We start from the raw sequence: 17347 nt of genomic DNA on the forward strand, positions 1-17347 counted from the left end.
ACGATATGAAGACCATGAAATGGACCGTCCTGGCGCTGGCCGTCAGCGCCGCCGCCGCAAGCACGGCGCACGCGCAGGAGGTCGACTGGCAGATCGTCGACTACGACATCACCATCGACGACGCCCGCAACTACGAGACCAACGTCAGCAACACGACCACCAATCTGGAGCTCAATGCGACCGCCGATCTCGCGCTGACCGCGACCGCGGACCTGTCCCTGCGCCAGAGCCTCGACCAGAGCCTGACCGAGTCGACCGAGCGCCGGATCACCGAAACGATCGACCGCAGCCTGACCGACACCCAGACCGCCAGCGACAATTTCGACCGGAGCGTGAGCATCGACGAGGCGCATCGCCTGCGCACCAACCAGGTGTACGAGACCATCGACCGCAGCGAGAACGTCAGCTCGGACATCCGCCGCGAGCGCAACGAGCACGGCGTGTCGGTGAACCTCGAGAAGAGCCTGTCGCTGAGCTCGGACATCGCGTTCACCGGCGATCCCACGCTCAGCGGCGAGATCGAGATCGATTCGGCCGCGATCGCGGTGGTCGACAACCGCCAGTCGGTCAGCGGCAATCTGGGTCTCAACGAGGCGCTGGAGAACGACGCCGCCATCGACGGCGATGTCGCTTCCGGCGCGTCGGGCAACCTGCTGTTCAACGTCGCCGCGGGCGACAACAACGTGCAGGACAACGCCGCGGCCCTGTCGGCGGCGGATGCGGGCTTCGCCTTCGGCCTGGCCGATGCCGAGGTCTTCGTGAACCAGGCGGGCAGCGGCAACGTCACGATGAACGAGGGCGTCGCCAACAGCGCGGACCTCGCCGGCAGCGCGTTCTCGGCGGCCACCGGCAACATCGGCGTCAACGTCGCCTCGGGCAACAACAACGCACAGAAGAACGCGATGGCCGCCTCGGTCGCCACGGCCGCCTATGCGCAGGCGAGCGTGAGCTCCAACCAGGCCTCGTCCGGCAACCTGACCAGCAATGCGGGCAGCTACGAGTCCTTCACCGACACGGTGGACGTCTCGCTCAGCGGCACGATGAGCGGCGGTTCGATCGCGATGGGCTTCGGCGCCTACGAGGGTTCGACCAGCGGCGAATCGACCAGCCGCGGCAACGCCTACCAGCAGTCGAACTTCTACGCCGACATGTGGGAAGGCCAGGATCACCCGGCCGGCCCGGTGATCGGCCATGCCGACTTCGACGGTGCGTCCCAGGGCGCGGTGCGCAACCCCTACCGCGGTTCGGACGAGCACGGACCCATCGGTGGCCTGGCCTTCGACACCGATTCCGAGGGCAGCTACACGGGCAGCGAATCCGGCGGCCTGGCCTTCATGGAGCTCGGCTACAGCGAGCTGGAAGCGGCATTGAGCGGCGAAGTGACGACCACGCGCTGGGTCGCGGTGGCGGCCACCAACAGCGCCGGCCTGTCCGGCAGCGCCTTCAGCAACGCGTCGGGCAACATCGGCGTCAACGTGGCGGCAGGCACCGGCAACCTCCAGGCCAACAGCCTGGCGATGGCGGTGGCCCAGCCGGGCGCAGCGGCACCGCCCCCGGGCGGCGGCGGCGAGTAAGCGCCACGAGGTGTGAACCCGGCCCCTTCCCGGCCGGGCTCTCCCGGAGCCCCGCGCCACCTGCCCCGTGGCGCGGGGCCTCCTTCCCCACGAGGTCGACGATGATCCGTCTTCTTGCGGCGGTGACGCTGGTCCTGCTGGTGCTGGTGGTCGCCGCCCGCGCGCGCGCGGCCGACGTGCAGGTGCACGGCATTCTGCCCAACGGAGCGGTCATGCCGGTGCGGGTGGAAAGCATGCGCGAGGCACGCTTCCGCCACATCGTGCGTCAGCACACCGATTACAGCTGCGGCGCGGCCGCACTGGCCACGGTGCTCAAGTACGCCTATCGGCTGGACGTCGACGAGGCCACGGTCATCGAAGGCATGCTCGGGCTGGCCGATGTCGAGGTGGTGCAGGCCCGCGGGTTCTCGTTGCTCGACATCAAGCGCTACGTCGAATCGCTGGGCATGCGCGGACGCGGCTACCGCATCGAGGAAGCTCGCCTGCGGGCATTGCGGGTGCCCGGGCTGGTGCTGATGGACGTGCGCGGCTTCCGCCACTTCGTCGTGCTCAAGCAGGTGGTCGGCGACATCGTCGAGGTTGCGGATCCGATCCTGGGCAACCGCAGCGTGCCGATGGCCGAGTTTCTCGACTCGTGGCCGTCCCGCGCCATTTTCATCGTCATAGCGAGTGATTTCGACCGCGACAGCGTGCTGCTGCAGCCGGTCGCGCGTCCGAGCGCAAAGGCGCTCTTCGCGCGCCAGGGACCGCTGACCGATGCCGAGCTGCTCGACTTCGGCTTCAGCCATGCGGATCTGTTCTGAGACGAGGTGTCCGATGTCCACATCCATTCAATGGCGCGTGATGCTGCTGCTGATCACCGCATTTCTCGCGGCTCCCGCGTGCGCGGAGGTCGACGCCGTCGCCAGGCCTGCCGCGCTCCAGGAGATTCCCGACGCCGAACTCGGCGCGATGCGTGGCCGCTACATCGTGGGCGACGACCGCATCGCCTGGTTCGGCGTCACCATGGTGTCCGACTGGCTCACCGCCGGCGGACAGCGCCTGCAGGGCGCCATGACGATCGGCTTCGACCTGCGCGGTGCGCGCCCCGAGGTCAGCTTCCTGCCGAGTGTGACCATCACCGGTGTCGACACGGCGGCCGCGACGGGGACCGGAGAGGTCGACGGCAGCGGCCTGGCCAACGTCGGGGGACTGATGCAGGCGGTGCAGGTCGCCGGCGACGGCAACACCGCGCGCAATGCGCTGTCGCTGCGCGTGCGCGAAGGCGTGATCCCGGGACGAGCCGGCGGCGAGGCCGCAGCCAGTGCCGAGCTCCGGGTCGACGGTGCGCACGCACGCGCCGCGCTCGACGATGCAGGCGCTCGCGTGCTGCTGCAGGTGGCCGGACAGGGCGCGGTGGAGCAGTGGATCGACGCGCGTGCGATCGGCCAGAGCATCCGCCTGACCGGCGACGGGCACATGGCGGGCAACCGGTTGCAGCTCGATCTGGTCCGCCAGCGGGCGCCGGCCAGCCAGACCATTCACCAGAATCTCGTGCAGGCGATCGGCATGACCCGCGTCGGCGGACTCTGATCCACGCACATCACGCGTCGATGCGGGAGGGGGCAATCTTGAAATCGACAATCGCAGGCGCGCGGCGGCCATTGGCCATCGCGCTCGGGTTGACATTGCTGGCACCGATGGCTGCCACCGCGCAGGAAGGCGCGGCGTTCACGGCCGAGGACCGGGCCCGGATGCAGCAATTGCTGCGCGAGCTGTCGGACCTCAAGCAGAGCTATGCACAGGAAGTGCGCCGGCTCCGCGAGCTCGACATGCAGATCCAGGCGCTGCAGGCACGCGTGGGCGGCGTGGCCGCGGCGGCGCCGCGCGAGGTGCCGCAACCCCTGGCCCACGCTCCTGCCGACAGGCAGCAGGATCAAGCGCCCGGCCCGGCCGGCACACCCCCGGCCGCGCGCCAGGACGAGGGCTACGCGAGCAGCGCCGAGGATGCGCAGCGCGCTCGGGAGGCCGAGTCGCGCAGCGTGGCCGACGTCAAGCAGCAGAGCACCGCGCTGTTCAACCGCCGGCTCACACTGGAGAACGGGCTGAGCTACAACCGCTACGACCGCAAGCAGGTCACGCTCAACGGCTTCCTTGCGCTGGATGCGATCTTCCTCGGCAACATCGCGATCGAGAACGTCGAATCCGACACCGTGAACTACAACTTCGCCGCACGCTGGGGCGTGAGTCCGCGCCTGAGCCTCAACCTCGACGTGCCCTACATCGCCCGCAAGACCGTCTACCAGAAGGGCGGCGCCGGCGGTGCGGCCGCGGCGATCGCGCAGGAACAGACCGACGGCGCGGGCCTGGGCGACATCAGCGCGAGTGCGAACTGGAAACTCTTCGGCGAACGCGGCGCCTGGCCGGAAACCGTGCTCAACGTCGGCGTCACCGCGCCCACCGGCCGTGAGCCCTACGGCATTCCGTGGCGCGTGCTCGAACGCGACGAGGACAACTTCATCCGGTTCGCGGTGCCCGAAGAACAGCCCACCGGCAACGGCCTGTGGCAGGCCACGGTCGGGCTGTCGGCGGTGAAGACCACGGATCCGGCCATCCTGTTCGGGAATGTCGGTTACGTGCATTCGTTCGCGCGGAACTTCGGCGATCTCGACAACAACCCGCTGACGGTCAATCCCGGCCGGGTGGCGCTGGGCGACGCGTTCTATTTCGGCGCGGGCCTGGCGTTCGCGTTCAACGAACGCACCAGCCTGAGCATCGCCTTCAGCGACCGGCTCAGCGCACGTGCGCGCACCCGCTACGAGGGGGGCGACTGGGTCAAGCTCATCGGCAGCGATGCCAATGCCGCGACCATGAGCCTGGGTGTGACCCATGCGATGACGCCCAGTGCGACGTTCGTCGGGGTCCTCGGCATCGGCCTCACGCCCGACGCGCCGGATTTCAACCTGACGGTGAAGGTGCCCTACGCGCTGTGACGCCTGCCCTGCGCGATCGCGAGTGGCGCGCGCTCACTCCCAGCGGCAGGCGTCGAGCGAGACGCCGTGCTTGCGGCACAGGCGGTAGACGGTCATTCGCGAAATGCGCAGTCGCTGGGCGCAGGCGCTGACGTTGCCGCCGGTCGCACGCAGCGCGTCGAGCAGCGCGTCGCGATCGGTGCGGTCGCGGTGGTCGTCGAGAGCCACCACGCGCGCGCTGGTCGGACCGAGCTGGAGATCCTCGGGCTCGATCAGCGCATGCTCGGCCACCACAGCCGCCCGACGGACGCGATTGAGCAGCTCGCGCACATTGCCGGGCCAGGCGTGGCGGCGCAGGCACAGCCGCGCCGCGGCACTGAAGCCGCGCGCCTGCACCGGATGCGTGGCGCGGAACGCGTCGAGGAACTCGCGCGCCAGCAGCTCGATGTCGTCCCCGCGTTCGCGCAGCGGCGGCAAGCGCAGGCGCAGCACGTCGAGGCGGTAGTACAGGTCGGCCCGGAAGCGGCCCTGCGCGATCGCTGCCTCGAGATCGACATGGGTGGCGGCGAGTACCCGCACGTCGACACGGATCGCATGGTGGCTGCCCACCCGCTCGAGGGTGCCTTCCTGCAGGACACGCAGCAGGTTGGTCTGCGCCTCCAGCGGGAGGTCGCCGATCTCGTCCAGGAACACGGTGCCGCCGTCGGCGGATTCGAACAGACCGACGCGCCGCGCCGTGGCTCCAGTAAAGGCACCACGCTCGTGACCGAACAATTCCGACTGCACCAGCGTCGGCGCGATGGCGCCGCAGTTCATCGCCACGAACGGCCGCGCGCGACGCGCGGAGAGCGCGTGCAGGGCGTGCGCCGCAAGCTCCTTGCCGGTTCCCGATTCGCCGGTGATCAGCACCGGCAGCTCGACCTGGGCGTAACGATGCAGCATCGCGCGCACCCCGAGGATGGCGGGACTGCGACCGCCGATGCTGTCGATGTCGCGTTGCGGCCTGGCGACCAGCGCGGCGAGTGCGCTTACGAGGCGTTCGGCATCCAGCGGGGCGGCCAGCACGCGCCCGCACTGGGCAATCACCGCCTGCTCGAGCGGATCCTGCGACGCGTCGTCCGTGTCGTCGACGACCGCCAGCGACGGCAGGTCAGCGTGTTCAGCGAGCGTGCGCTGCATCTCCAGCAGGTGCGCGGAATCGGCCCCGCGCAGGTCGACCACCAGCACGACCAGATCCGCGCCGCGCATGCCGACCTGATGCGCCGGCCCGGCCACCCGCAGATGCCAGCCGCCTGCAGCCAGCTGGGCCTGCTCGCGCCGGGTGGGTGCGCCGAACCAGATCGCGCAGCGCTGCGCCGTCGGCGCGCTCACCGACGCCATGCCGGGTGCCCGGTCGACGTCGCCATGCCGGTCCGCTCCGGCCGATCCTCCACGGACATGCCCTCTCCCTGCCCCCCGGTGTCGGCCTGCTATACGCAGGAAGCGACCCGCACCGGCCATCACGCGCCCGCGTCGCAGCGACTGAGACCGGCGGCTGCGAGACTCGCGCGATGCCTGCCGGCCCGCCCCGTCCGCCCGTCGCGACCGTCCGCAAGGGGCGCGGCAGCGCCTCGTGGGTGGCCAGCCGTTTCGACAGTCGCAGCGCGGTTCCCGAGGACGACGGCTGGAACGGGCTGCAGGCCCTGCAGGACGAGGCCGGGGCCCCGGCGACGGTGGTCACGGACGAGCGCGCCCGCAGCATCGTCAGTCGCAATGCCTCGCCGGACATCGGGTTTTCGCAGTCCGTCAATCCCTATCGCGGCTGCGAGCACGGTTGCATCTACTGCTTCGCGCGCCCCTCGCATGCCTACCTCGACCTGTCGCCCGGGCTGGACTTCGAAACCCGGCTGTTCGCCAAGACCAACGCGGCCGAACGCCTGCGCGCCGAGTTCGCGCGGCCCGGCTATGCGTGCTCACCGATCGCGCTGGGCATCAATACCGATGCCTACCAGCCGCTGGAACGCGAGCGGGGGATCACACGGGCGCTGGTCGAAGTCATGGCCGAAGCCCGGCACCCCTTCAGCGTGGTGACCAAGAGTGCCGGCGTCGTGCGCGATTTCGATCTGCTCGCACCGCTCGCAGCGGACGGGCTGGTGTCCGTCTACCTGTCGGTGACCACGCTGGACAACCGGCTCTCGGCCCGGATGGAACCGCGCGCCGCCGCGCCGCACGCCCGTCTGCGCACCATCCGCCGCCTGGCCGATGCCGGGATTCCGGTCGGTGTGCTGGTGGCGCCGGTGATCCCGGCCATTACCGACCACGAGCTGGAAGCCATCCTGGGCGCGGCCCGCGAGGCCGGCGCCGCATCCGCCGGCTACGTGCTGCTGCGCCTACCGCACGAGCTCAAGACCCTCTGGCGCGAGTGGCTCGAGCTGCACTACCCCGAGCGCGCCGCGCACGTGATGAGCCTAGTGCAGCAGCTGCACGGCGGCAAGGATTACGACAGTACCTTCGGCCGCCGGATGCGCGGACAGGGGCCCTTCGCCGACCTGCTGGCCGCCCGGTTCGCACGTGCCCATCGCCGCCTCGGCTTCGCCCGCCTGCCGCCGTTGCGCACCGACCTGTTCCGGCCGCTGCGCAACGCGTCCCCGCAAGGCGTCCTGTTCTAGCGTCGGCTGGCCCGCCACGGCGCCTGTTCACGCCGTCTCCACCACACGTCCACGCCCGCATTTCCTACACTGCGCGTCCGCCGTACCGCGCCGTACCCCCGATGTCCGATGTCGCCTGTCTGCGTTCGCCCGTCGAACTCGGATCCAGCCAGCTCCTCGATGCCCTGTCGGTGGCCGCCGTCCTGCTCGGCCGGGATGGACGCTGGCTGCACGCCAATCCGGTCGCCGCGGCCCTGCTCCAGGCCGAACCCGGCGCACTGGCCGGCCTGCCCGCCCATCGCCTCCGGTTGCCCGGGCTCGCCGGGCAGATCGACGCCGCACTGGCGGATGACGTGCCGTTGCGCGATGCCTCCGCCAGCCTCGACGAGCCCAATGGCCGCGCCCGTCATCTGCAGGTGCGGCTGCAACCCCTGGGTGACGGCAGCACGTGGCTGCTGGAGCTGCACGACCACAGTGCGTTACGCGATCTGGAAGTCCTGCAGGAGACGCTGGGCTTCGGCATCTCCCACGAGCTGCGCGCCCCCGTCCGTGCGATCGAGCAGTTCTCGCGCCGGCTCGAGGCCCAGGTCGACGCCCCCGAGCCGGCCGCGACCCTCGACCACCTGCGGCGGATCCGTCATGCCGCCGCGCAGGCGGGTCGCCTGATCGACGGGCTGCTGGACACGATGCGCGCCTCGCGGCCGCCACGCGCACCGGGACCGGTCGACGTGAGCATGCTCGGCGAGTGGGTCTGCGCCGAGCTGCAGGATGCCGCGCCCACGCGCGCAGCCGACATCCACGTGGCGCCCGACCTGTGGGTCTGGGGCGACGAGCATGCGCTCAAGCAGATGCTCGGCAAGCTGATCGACAACGCCTGGCGATTCTCCGCGCAGCGCGAGCGGGTGCGGATCCATCTCGATGGCGAGCGCAGGGGCGAGCGTCAGGAACTGCGACTTCGCGACGAGGGCAGCGGTTTCGACATGCGATATGCTGACCGACTGTTCGTGCCGTTCAGGCGGCTGCACGGTGTCGAGGCGGGTGCCGGCCATGGTCTCGGCCTCGCCATCGCGCAGCGGATCGCCCAGGCGCACGGCGGCCACATCCGGGTGCATTCCGAACCGGACGTGGGCACGACCTTCACCATCGATCTGCCGGCGGTGCCGGCCGAGGACGCCCGATCCCCATGACCGAACATACGATCCTGCTGATCGAAGACAACCCCGACGACGCCGAGCTCACCCGGATCGCGTTCGCCGAGGCCGGCATCGACAGCCAGCTGGTCGTGGTCGGCGATGGCGCCGAAGCGCTGGACTATCTGTTCGCGCGCGGCGGACACGCCGACCGTGCCGGCGCGCAGCTGCCGTCCATCGTGCTGCTGGACCTCAACCTGCCCAAGCTCGACGGTCGTGAAGTCCTGCAGGCCCTGCGCGCCAATCCCGCGACCCGCGGTCTGCCGGTCGTCGTGCTCACCACCAGCACCGAGCCGTTCGATGTCGAGGCCAGCTATGCGCTGGGCGTCAACAGCTACATCCGCAAGCCGGTCGATTTCGGCAAGTTCGTCGAGGTGGTGAAGCAGATCGGCATGTACTGGCTGGTGTTGAACCACCCGCGGGGGTGAGGGTGGTCCGCTAGGCGGTGCGCGTCGGCGCGAACCTCGCCCTTGGGCGGCGTCTTCTGATCGGATCTGCGCGTTTCCGACGGAATATCTGATCGGGCCGCGTGTTCGAATGGAGGCAACGCGTCGAGGAGGAACCGCGCGCGACGCTTCGTTGCCGTTGCCGTTGCCGTTGCCGTTGCTTTTGCCGTGCTGTTGGCTCCGGCTTTTGGCCGTTGCTTGTCTGCTTTTGGATGACGAGCCGTCAAGCGAGCCGAGCATCGCAGGGCGGCGGGGCCGTAGAGCAGCCCATGCCCGAGCGCAGCGAGTTTGGGCTGCGTCACCGTGAAAGTGACAATGTGCCCCGTCGACCGAGAAGCGCAGGGGCCCGCCGCGGCTTCATGCGGCGGATCGCGTCCGGCGACGGCGGTTTGACTCGCGCCTCCGGCACTCGCCCTGCGGGCCGGCTTCGCCGTTCGCCAGCGCATCGGCGCTGTCGTGCTTACTTTTGACAAGACAAAAGTAAGCCGCGCGAACAGCGCGGAAGCTCTGTTCTTCGCGGTTAGGCGTGATCACGCAAGACAAGCAAACGAAGCAAGTGCACGGCTTTCGCCCGCTACGCGTGCGAGCCCCTTTTTGAAGGACCAAAAAGGAACCAAAAAGTCCCTTCGCCGGACGCGATCCGATGCGATGAAGCCGCATCGGTCCCCTGTGCTCCTCGCCTGACGCGGCACATTGTCACCTTCACGGTGACGCAGCCCAAACTCGCTTCGCTCAGACATGGGCTGCTCTTCGGCCACGCCAGGCTCCGGTGCTCGGCTCGCTCTACGGCTCGAACGTCAAACGCTGAAAGCCAAAGCCAAAGCCAAAGCCGAAGCCGAAGCCGAAGCCGAAGCCGAAGCCGAAGCCGAAGCCGGGCTGCGGGCGACGGCAAGAAAGGACGACGGGAACAATGTCAGCGGACAGCGCTCTTAACCGGTGCCGGCCTGGACGTGCGATCCAATGCAGCGCGACGACGAGACGCTCAGCGCCAAGGCGAGCGCACGCCGAACGCCGATGCCGGCCCTGGTCGCCTGCGACGCGACCATCACCCCCCGTACAACGTCTCCGCCCGCTGGAACAGGATCCAGCTCGTCGCGATGAACTTGTCGCCGTGCAACGGCATGTTGCCGCGATGCGTATGCGTGAACGCCGTCGGCGCGATCAGCAGGTCGCCGGTACGCGGTGCGATCCTGCGATGCTGGAACAGGAATTCGGTCTCGCCGGCGTCGAAGCCGTCGTTGAGGTAGATCGTCCACAGCAGGTGGCGGTGCAGGGTTTCGGCGCTGCCGTCGCGCGGAAACAGTTCGCAGTGCCAGTACGGGTAGCCGCCCTCGCCGCCCGTGTACCACTGCAGGTTGATCGCGCCCGGGCGCAGGCAGGTCTGCAGCAGGCTGCCGAGGTGCGCGTCGTCCATGCCGGCGAAATCCTCGGCCACCAGCCGGCGCAGCTGCCCGTCGGCGCCGGGCTGCTGCAGCATCAAGGGCGCGATGAGCACCTGCGGGTACTTGCGCAGATAGGCCATCAGGCCGCCGTAGACGGCGACGTTGAGTTGCTGCACGACGTCGGCCCAGTCGGCGCGGTCGTTGATCGACAGGTCGCGGCTGCGCTTGAGTTCGGGATAGATGCCGCCGCCCACCTGGCCCGGCTGCAGGTCCCCGCTTCCGCGCAGGCGCGCGACGATCGCCGCGCAGGCCTCGGGCGACAGCGCGCCGGGCGTGACCTCGATGAAGTCGGCGGCGCTCATGCGGCCGCGCCGTCGTGCTGCAGGTGGTAGCGCGTCGCCGCGTCCACTTCGTCCTTCGAACCGAGGAACACCGGCACGCGCTGGTGCAGCGAGGTCGGCTGCAGGTCGAGGATGCGTTCACGTCCGGTGGTCGCCGCGCCGCCGGCCTGCTCGACCAGCATCGCCATCGGATTGGCTTCGTACATCAGCCGCAGCTTGCCCGGCTTGCCGGGGTCCTTGGCGTCCCACGGGTAGATGAAGATGCCGCCGCGGGTGAGGATGCGATGCACGTCGCCGACCATCGCGGCCACCCAGCGCATGTTGAAATCCTTGCCGCGCGGGCCGGACGTGCCGGCCAGCAGGTCGTCCACATAGGCCTGCATCGGCGGCTCCCAGTGGCGCTGGTTCGACATGTTCACCGCGAACTCGCGGGTCTCCTGCGGAATCCGCAGGTCCGCTTTCGTCAGCACGAACGAGCCCTGCTCGCGGTCCAGCGTGAACGCGTGCGTGCCGTGGCCGATGGTCAGCACCAGCATCGTGCTCGGCCCGTAGAGGCAGTAGCCCGCCGCGACCTGGGTGCGACCCGGCTGCAGGAAGTCGGCATCGCCGGCCGCGGTGACGCCGTCGGGGCAGCGCAGTACCGAGAAGATCGTGCCCACGCTGGCGTTGATGTCGATGTTCGAGCTGCCGTCGAGCGGATCGAACACCAGCAGGTAGTTGCCGCGCGGAAAGCCGTCGGGAATCGGCTGCGAATGCTCCATTTCCTCCGACGCACACGCCGCCAGATGGCCGCCCCAGGCATTGGCCTCGAGCAGGATGTCGTTGCTGATCACGTCGAGCTTCTTCTGCGCCTCGCCCTGCACGTTGATGCTGTCGCCCTGGCCGGCTTCGCCGAGCACGCCGCCCAGCGCGCCCTTGCCCACGGCGACCGAGATCCGCTTGCAGGCGCGCGCGACCACTTCCAGCAGCAGCTGCAGGTCGGGCGTGAGCTGGCCCTGGCGCTGGGCTTCGATCAGGTGGCGGGTGAGGGAAATGCTGGCCATGGCGACATCCGGTGCGACGGGAGCCGCCATTGTCGCCGCATCGCGCGGGCGGTGTCCGCGGCCCAGGTTGTATTCTGGGCGGGTTTCGCACGCCGTTCCGGCTGCGGAATCCGCCCCCTCCGTCGTACAGGCCGTTTCCGTGTCCACATTCTTCGCAGACGTCGAACTCGTTCCCGGTGATCCCATCCTCGGTCTGAGCGAGGCCTACAACGCCGACAGCCGCGTCACCAAAGTCAATCTCGGTGTGGGCATCTATTACGACGAGAGCGGCCGCATTCCCGTGCTCGACGCCGTGCGCGAGGTCGAACAGCGCTTGGCCGCCGAGGCCAAACCGCGCGGCTACCTGCCGATCGACGGCCTGCCCGACTACACACGGGCGACGCGCGAACTGCTGTTCGGCGCCGAGTCGCCGCTGCTGGGCGCGGGTCGCGTGGCGACCACCCAGACCATCGGCGGCAGCGGCGCATTGCGCACCGGCGCCGACCTGCTGAAGAAGACGCTGCCGCACGCGACGATCGCGATCAGCAACCCGAGCTGGGAGAACCACCGTGCGGTGTTCGGCGCGGTCGGCTTCGACATCCTCGATTACACCTACTTCGACAACGCCACGCACGGCGTCGATTTCGACGGCATGCTTGCCGACCTGCGCAGGCTCGACGCCGGCACCGTCGTGCTGCTGCACGCCTGCTGTCACAACCCCACCGGCGCCGACCTCACCGAGGCCCAGTGGCGTGAAGTCATCACCGTGCTGTCGGAGCGCTCGCTGTTTCCGTTCATCGACATGGCCTACCAGGGCTTCGACCGCGGGATCGATGAAGACGCGACGGCCGTGCGCCTGCTGGCGGAATCGGACATCGCGGAGTTCGTCGTCGCCAGCTCGTATTCCAAGTCGTTCTCGCTGTACGGCGAGCGCGTCGGCGCATTGACCGTGGTCTCGGCGACCGCCGAGGCCAGCCGCGCGGTCCAGTCGCAGATCAAGCGCATCGTGCGTGCGAACTATTCCAGCCCGTCCACGCATGGCGCGGCGCTGGTCGCCGGTGTACTCGGCAGCGCCGAACTGCGCGCGCGCTGGGAGACCGAACTCGGCCAGATGCGCGAGCGCATCCACGCCCTGCGCGCCGGGCTCGTCGAGAAACTCGCCGAACACGGCGCGCCGGAATTCGCCTTCATCCAGGACCAGGCCGGCATGTTCTCGTACTCGGGCCTGAGCCGGGCCCAGGTGGACCGGCTGCGCGACGAGTTCGGCATCTACGCGGTGGGCACCGGGCGCATCTGCGTGGCCGCGCTGAGCCTGAGGACCCTGGACTACGTGGCGGACGCGGTCGCGACGGTCAGCCGCGGCTGATCACGCTCGCCGTCCTCCCCGCGTGCGGGGAGGCGGCTGTCACGGGTCACAAGCGACGGCCGTAACCGCGCTGCGCCTTCCGTCACGTCGGGCGCCGCGCGCGTGCCCGCCGGACCGCGCGCAGCTCGCGCGTCAGCAGTGCGAGCAGGACGCCCGGTGCGACGAACTGCACCGCGATCTGCACGCTGCGCCGCACGGTGAGGCGGATCGCCTCGCGCACGTCGTCGCGTGCGATCCACGGGTCGAAGTCGCGCCAGCCGACCCACACGCACAGCACCAGGACGGCGCACAGCGCGAGGACGCGCCAGCCGTGCGCACGGTCCGACGGATTCATGCCGCGGCCTGGGCGAAATGCCCGTGGAAGCCCAGCGGAAACGCGTACGGCAGCCACGCGGTCGCGAGCGGACCGTCACCGATGCGCTGCGCATCCAGCACCGCGATGCCGCTGCGGTCGCGGGTGGGGTCGAGCAGGGTGCCCACCAGCCAGCCGTCGTCGGGCCGCGTGCTGCCCGGGCGCGGCACGAAGACGTGCTCCTCGACGAGGATGTCGCGCCCGTACCGGTGCACCGTACGGAGGTCCGCCGCCGCGTCGATCATCTGCACCGCATTGAAATAGGGCGCGCTCGCCTCGCCGACGGTAGCGGGCATGTACAGGCGCGCGCCGCTGTCGCCCGCCGTGCGGGCATCGAAGAGCGGAAACTCCATGCCCGGCACGCCGAGCATGTGCCACCGCGCACGGCCCGTGCGCAGGTCCAGCCGCAGTTCGGCCAGCTGCGCCGGCGAGGCGGCGCCGGCATGGCCGAACATCGCGGCGCGATGCGGCGAGCGCGCATGCTCCACGTCGTCGTGGTGCGCGGCCCGCACGATGAGTTCGCTGCCGCGTTCGAAGGCATCGCCGAAGTGGTAGATCGCCGCGAAGTCGACCTCGAACCGGCGCATCACCCGGTCGGGCGCGGTCTTGTCGATCACCAGTGCCGTGCACGGGCGCTGCGGGGCGAACGCCATGCTCTCGAAGAACGAGCCGCCGGCCGTGCGGTCGAACGGCGTCATCAGGAACACCAGGTACCGGTCGGTCTGCGCGAAGGCATGCAGATAGCCGGGTGCATCGAGGGCGTGCACATGCGCGTCGATCAGGCGCGCGTCCGCACCGATGTGCCACAGCAGCAGCCCGCCGCCGCCCATCAGCGACAGCGCACCGAAATTCCACCAGCTGCCGTCGCGGTCGCGCAGCGGATGCGCCGAGAACGGCAGCGCCTGAAGATCGGGCCGCCACGTCGTCGGCTCCAGCGTGGCCAGTTCGTCGGGATCGAGTTCGAATGCCGAGCCGCCCTCGTACAGCGCGAACAGGCGCCCCCCGATCGTCACCACCGAGGTGTTGGCGGTATTGGCGTCGTCGTTGTTGCGGATGGCCACCGGCTCGGCGATCGTGGTGCCGGCGGCCGGCGTGTTGAAGCGGCCGGCGCGCTGCTCGCGCTGGAACTTGGGCGTCTGCACCATGCGCCCGCGATGGGTGACCGCGCCGTTGCCGAAGTGCCAGCCGTGGACCATGCCGTCACCGTCGAACCAGTGTTCGTAGCGGAAGCCGTCGCGCTCGAACCAGGCCGGGCCGTTGCGATACAGCGTGCCGGCGAAGTCGGCCGGCAGCCGCCCTTCGAGCTGCACGGTGGTGGGGCCGAAGGCCTCGGCGGCGACCTGGCGCCAGCCCGCGAGATAGGGACGCTCGCGCAGGCCGGCGGCGAACTCGGCCGGGTCTCCGGCCAGGGCCTCGCCGCCGCGCAGCAGCGCGGGGCCCAGCGCGGCGACGGTGGCGCCGGAGAGCAGAGTGCGAAGGAAGCGGCGACGGTCCATGGCGGGCTCCTGGGGCGAGGGCGGATCAGCGGATCGCGATGTCGAGCGCCAGCGCGTCGGCGCCGATCTCGAACGCGGCTTCGTCGAAGGTCGGCTTGCGCATCACCCGCGGATTGTTGCTGAAGCCGTAGCCCTCGACCGGCATGCCGATCACGTTCGTGTCCAGCGTGCCGTTGCCGTTCTCGTCGTGGATCACCATCAGCGCGTAGCGGCCCGCCGGCAGGTCGGCGAAGGTGACCGGGGTGACGGCGCCCGCCGGCGCGACCCGCTGCGCGGCGACCGGCCCGCTGCGGCCCGCGTAGCCGTCGGCGTCGACCAGCGCCACCTGGAACTGGCCGCTCTGGCTGCGCGCCTCGTGGATCGTGACCGTGACGTCGCCCGCATGCGCGGGCGCGGCGAGAACGGCGGCCGCCAGCAGGGCGACGGGGATGAAGAAGGGTGCGGGGATGCGGCGCATGGCGATGTTCTCGTTGGGTGTGGTGCCAGTGTCGGCGGCTGCCCCGCCGGTGCCAGCTGCCGGTGGTCATCGATCCGCCGTGCCGGAAGTCACTTTCGCCGCGCCGCCCATTGCCGCCGCGCGGGGCGGGCGGCAGCATGCCTCCATGGACCGCAGCCGCCTGCTCAATCCGCTCAACCTCGCCGCGCTGCTGACCCTCGGCGCGATCTCGCTGTCGATCCGGTACTTCGACGACGGCAGCCGGCTGCTGGCGTGGTGCCTGCTCGGGCTGTTCGCGGCCGGCTTCCTGTCGCTGTCACTGTGGCCGCCCCGGCTGCGCTTCGCCGAGCACGCGGTGATCACGGCGCTGCCGGTGATCGCGCTCGCCCTGATCGCGCTCGACCCGCGCATCGGCACCGCGCCGGTGCTGCTGGTGATCTGGGCCGGCGTGGTCTTCGCCGACTGGCCCGCGCGCCGGGCGGCGCTCGCGGTGCTCGCGGTCAACGTCGCCTACTACCTCGTGCTCAAGCATGCCGGCGGGCTGCGTGCGCCGTTGATGTCGGTCCTGATCTTCATCGGCTTCCAGGCCTTCGCCGCGCTGTGCATGCATTACGCACGCAGCGCCGAGCGTGCGCGCGATGCGCTCGCCCAGGTCAACGCCGATCTTCTGGCCACCCGTGCCCTGCTCGCCGACAGCGCCCGCGATGCCGAGCGCCTGCGCGTGGCGCGGGAACTGCACGACGTGGCCGGGCACAAGCTCACCGCGATGCGGCTCAACCTGCGCGCGCTTGCCGACGATCCGGGCTTCGCCGGCAACGCGCAGCTGCGCATCGCCGAACAGCTCTCGGGTGAACTGCTGGGCGACATCCGCAACGTCGTCCAGGCCCTGCGCGACAGCGGCGGTCTCGACCTGGCGACCGCGCTGCGCGCGCTGGCGGCGCCGATGCCCCGCCCGCGCCTGCAGCTCGACATCGCCGACGACGTGCGCGTGACCGACCCGGCAATCGCCGAGGCCGTGCTGCGTCTGGTGCAGGAAGCGCTGACCAATGCTGCCCGGCATGCCGACGCGGACACGCTCGATGTCGCGCTTCACCGCGAGGGCGACGTGCTGCACGTGACGATCCAGGACGACGGCCGCCTGCGCGAGGGCTGGCGGGAAGGCAACGGGATCGCCGGCATGCGCGAGCGCCTCGCCGCGCTGCACGGCCGCGTGCGCCTCGCCCGCACGGAAGCCGGTGCGATGCGCATCGACGCGGAGCTGCCGGCATGAGCGGAGCCTTCATCCGGGTGGCCCTGGCCGACGACCAGGCGCTGGTGCGCGCCGGGCTGCGCGCACTGCTCGAGCGCCTGGGCATCGTCATCGTGTTCGAAGCCGACTCCGGCGCAACGCTGCTCGAAGGCCTCGTCGCGCACCCGGTGGACGTGGTGCTCAGCGATATCCGCATGCCCGGGCTCGACGGCATCGAGGCGCTGGCCGCGCTGCGTGCGCGCGGTGATCGCACGCCGGTGCTGCTGCTGACCACGTTCGACGACAGCGACCTGCTGCTGCGCGCGACCGATGCCGGCGCGCAGGGGTTCCTGCTCAAGGACGCCGCGCCCGAGGACCTGCGCGACGCGATCGCGCGCGTCGCGGCCGGCGAGACCCTGCTGCTGCCGGTCAGCACCGAACCGGTGCGTGCGCGCTACCGCTTCCACGACGACAATGCCCCGCGCGAAACCTTCACCGAGCGCGAGGTCGCGATCCTGCGCCTGCTCGCCGGCGGCTACTCGAACAAGGAGATCGCCCGCAGCCTGTTCCTCGCCGAGGGCACCGTGAAGAACTACGTGTCGGCGATTCTCGAAAAACTGGGCACTCGCGACCGCACCCGCGCTGTGCTCAAGGCGATCACCCTGCAGGTGATCTGAAGGACCGGCCGCCATTCCCGGGATACCCGCCCGGGACCGTATCCACAAGTTCTTCCGTGAGGACAGGCGAAATCCTCGAGAGCGATCGGCGCGCGCTGGTGAAGCCCGCCGGGATCGCGGCGCCTCGTGCCGGATCGCGCAGACGGATCTGTGTGTTGCAGCCGCCGCCGGGCAGGCGATCCGGCGTTTCGAGACGGGCTCCGATTGCAAAGCGACAGGCGCGATCAGGCCACGACATCCACGCCTGCCCTTCGCGGCA

The 17347-nt window shown here is 70.1% G+C and carries 16 protein-coding genes; 10 read left to right on the forward strand and 6 right to left on the reverse strand.

All coding sequences use genetic code 11. The features are described 5' to 3' along the window. Positions 1-14: 14 nt before the first annotated feature. The 4 genes from H0E82_RS00810 to H0E82_RS00825 all read left to right on the forward strand — a co-directional run bounded on the left by H0E82_RS00810 (position 15) and on the right by H0E82_RS00825 (position 4546). On the forward strand, positions 15-1574 hold the full coding sequence (locus H0E82_RS00810; protein ID WP_235974115.1) for an adhesin: 1560 nt from the start codon (positions 15-17) through the stop codon (positions 1572-1574). 101 nt (positions 1575-1675) lie between these two features. Then, positions 1676-2377: a C39 family peptidase gene (locus H0E82_RS00815; RefSeq protein WP_180543079.1), complete on the forward strand. Its 702-nt coding sequence runs from the start codon at positions 1676-1678 to the stop codon at positions 2375-2377. A 13-nt stretch (positions 2378-2390) separates the two neighbouring features. Continuing rightward, entirely contained in the window at positions 2391-3146 is a 756-nt protein-coding gene (locus H0E82_RS00820; RefSeq protein ID WP_235974116.1) for a hypothetical protein, read from the forward strand. A 107-nt stretch (positions 3147-3253) separates the two neighbouring features. Continuing rightward, complete coding sequence (locus H0E82_RS00825) at positions 3254-4546, forward strand: hypothetical protein (protein ID WP_328796934.1); 1293 nt, start codon at positions 3254-3256, stop codon at positions 4544-4546. A gap of 33 nt (positions 4547-4579) precedes the next feature. Here the strand turns inward: H0E82_RS00825 and H0E82_RS00830 are convergent, their stop codons facing one another. Continuing rightward, positions 4580-5905: a sigma-54 interaction domain-containing protein gene (locus tag H0E82_RS00830; RefSeq protein ID WP_180543081.1), complete on the reverse strand. Its 1326-nt coding sequence runs from the start codon at positions 5903-5905 to the stop codon at positions 4580-4582. A 170-nt stretch (positions 5906-6075) separates the two neighbouring features. On the opposite strand from H0E82_RS00830, the gene H0E82_RS00835 reads away from it, so the two are divergent. The 3 genes from H0E82_RS00835 (at position 6076) to H0E82_RS00845 (ending at position 8770) form a co-directional block, all read left to right on the forward strand. After that, positions 6076-7173, forward strand: a complete 1098-nt coding sequence (locus H0E82_RS00835) for a PA0069 family radical SAM protein (protein WP_180543082.1) — start codon at positions 6076-6078, stop codon at positions 7171-7173. 101 nt (positions 7174-7274) lie between these two features. Further along, positions 7275-8339 (forward strand): PAS domain-containing sensor histidine kinase, encoded by a 1065-nt coding sequence (locus tag H0E82_RS00840; RefSeq protein ID WP_180543083.1) that lies wholly within the window; start codon positions 7275-7277, stop codon positions 8337-8339. Then, a complete protein-coding gene (locus H0E82_RS00845; protein ID WP_180543084.1) occupies positions 8336-8770 on the forward strand; it encodes a response regulator in 435 nt (144 codons plus the stop codon). The genes H0E82_RS00840 and H0E82_RS00845 overlap by 4 nt, the downstream gene beginning before the upstream one ends. Before the next feature lie 1063 nt (positions 8771-9833). Here the strand turns inward: H0E82_RS00845 and H0E82_RS00850 are convergent. Both H0E82_RS00850 and H0E82_RS00855 read right to left on the reverse strand, forming a co-directional pair. Further along, positions 9834-10532 (reverse strand): 2OG-Fe(II) oxygenase, encoded by a 699-nt coding sequence (locus H0E82_RS00850; RefSeq protein WP_180543085.1) that lies wholly within the window; start codon positions 10530-10532, stop codon positions 9834-9836. Then, positions 10529-11554 (reverse strand): class 1 fructose-bisphosphatase, encoded by a 1026-nt coding sequence (locus tag H0E82_RS00855; protein WP_180543086.1) that lies wholly within the window; start codon positions 11552-11554, stop codon positions 10529-10531. Before H0E82_RS00855 ends, H0E82_RS00850 begins: the two co-directional genes overlap by 4 nt. Positions 11555-11693: 139 nt before the next feature. On the opposite strand from H0E82_RS00855, the gene H0E82_RS00860 reads away from it, so the two are divergent. Then, positions 11694-12899, forward strand: a complete 1206-nt coding sequence (locus H0E82_RS00860) for an amino acid aminotransferase (protein ID WP_328796919.1) — start codon at positions 11694-11696, stop codon at positions 12897-12899. 82 nt (positions 12900-12981) lie between these two features. Here H0E82_RS00860 and H0E82_RS00865 read toward each other — a convergent pair whose 3' ends face one another. The 3 genes from H0E82_RS00865 to H0E82_RS00875 are packed head-to-tail and all read right to left on the reverse strand — an operon-like array spanning position 12982 to position 15204. Further along, the gene (locus H0E82_RS00865) at positions 12982-13233 is read right to left on the reverse strand and encodes a hypothetical protein (protein ID WP_180543088.1); all 252 of its coding nucleotides are present in this window, start codon (positions 13231-13233) and stop codon (positions 12982-12984) included. Further along, positions 13230-14747 (reverse strand): carotenoid oxygenase family protein, encoded by a 1518-nt coding sequence (locus H0E82_RS00870; RefSeq protein ID WP_180543089.1) that lies wholly within the window; start codon positions 14745-14747, stop codon positions 13230-13232. Before H0E82_RS00870 ends, H0E82_RS00865 begins: the two co-directional genes overlap by 4 nt. A gap of 25 nt (positions 14748-14772) precedes the next feature. Further along, positions 14773-15204 (reverse strand): DUF2141 domain-containing protein, encoded by a 432-nt coding sequence (locus H0E82_RS00875; protein ID WP_180543090.1) that lies wholly within the window; start codon positions 15202-15204, stop codon positions 14773-14775. 49 nt (positions 15205-15253) lie between these two features. Between H0E82_RS00875 and H0E82_RS00880 the strand changes: the two genes are divergently transcribed. Together H0E82_RS00880 and H0E82_RS00885 are read left to right on the forward strand one after the other, a co-directional pair. Then, the gene (locus H0E82_RS00880) at positions 15254-16453 is read left to right on the forward strand and encodes a sensor histidine kinase (protein WP_180543337.1); all 1200 of its coding nucleotides are present in this window, start codon (positions 15254-15256) and stop codon (positions 16451-16453) included. Next, positions 16450-17088, forward strand: a complete 639-nt coding sequence (locus tag H0E82_RS00885) for a response regulator (protein WP_180543091.1) — start codon at positions 16450-16452, stop codon at positions 17086-17088. The genes H0E82_RS00880 and H0E82_RS00885 overlap by 4 nt, the downstream gene beginning before the upstream one ends. Positions 17089-17347 lie beyond the last annotated feature (259 nt).

Origin of the sequence: Luteimonas deserti (genome assembly GCF_013425765.1) — a bacterium.
Lineage (GTDB): Bacteria > Pseudomonadota > Gammaproteobacteria > Xanthomonadales > Xanthomonadaceae > Luteimonas > Luteimonas deserti.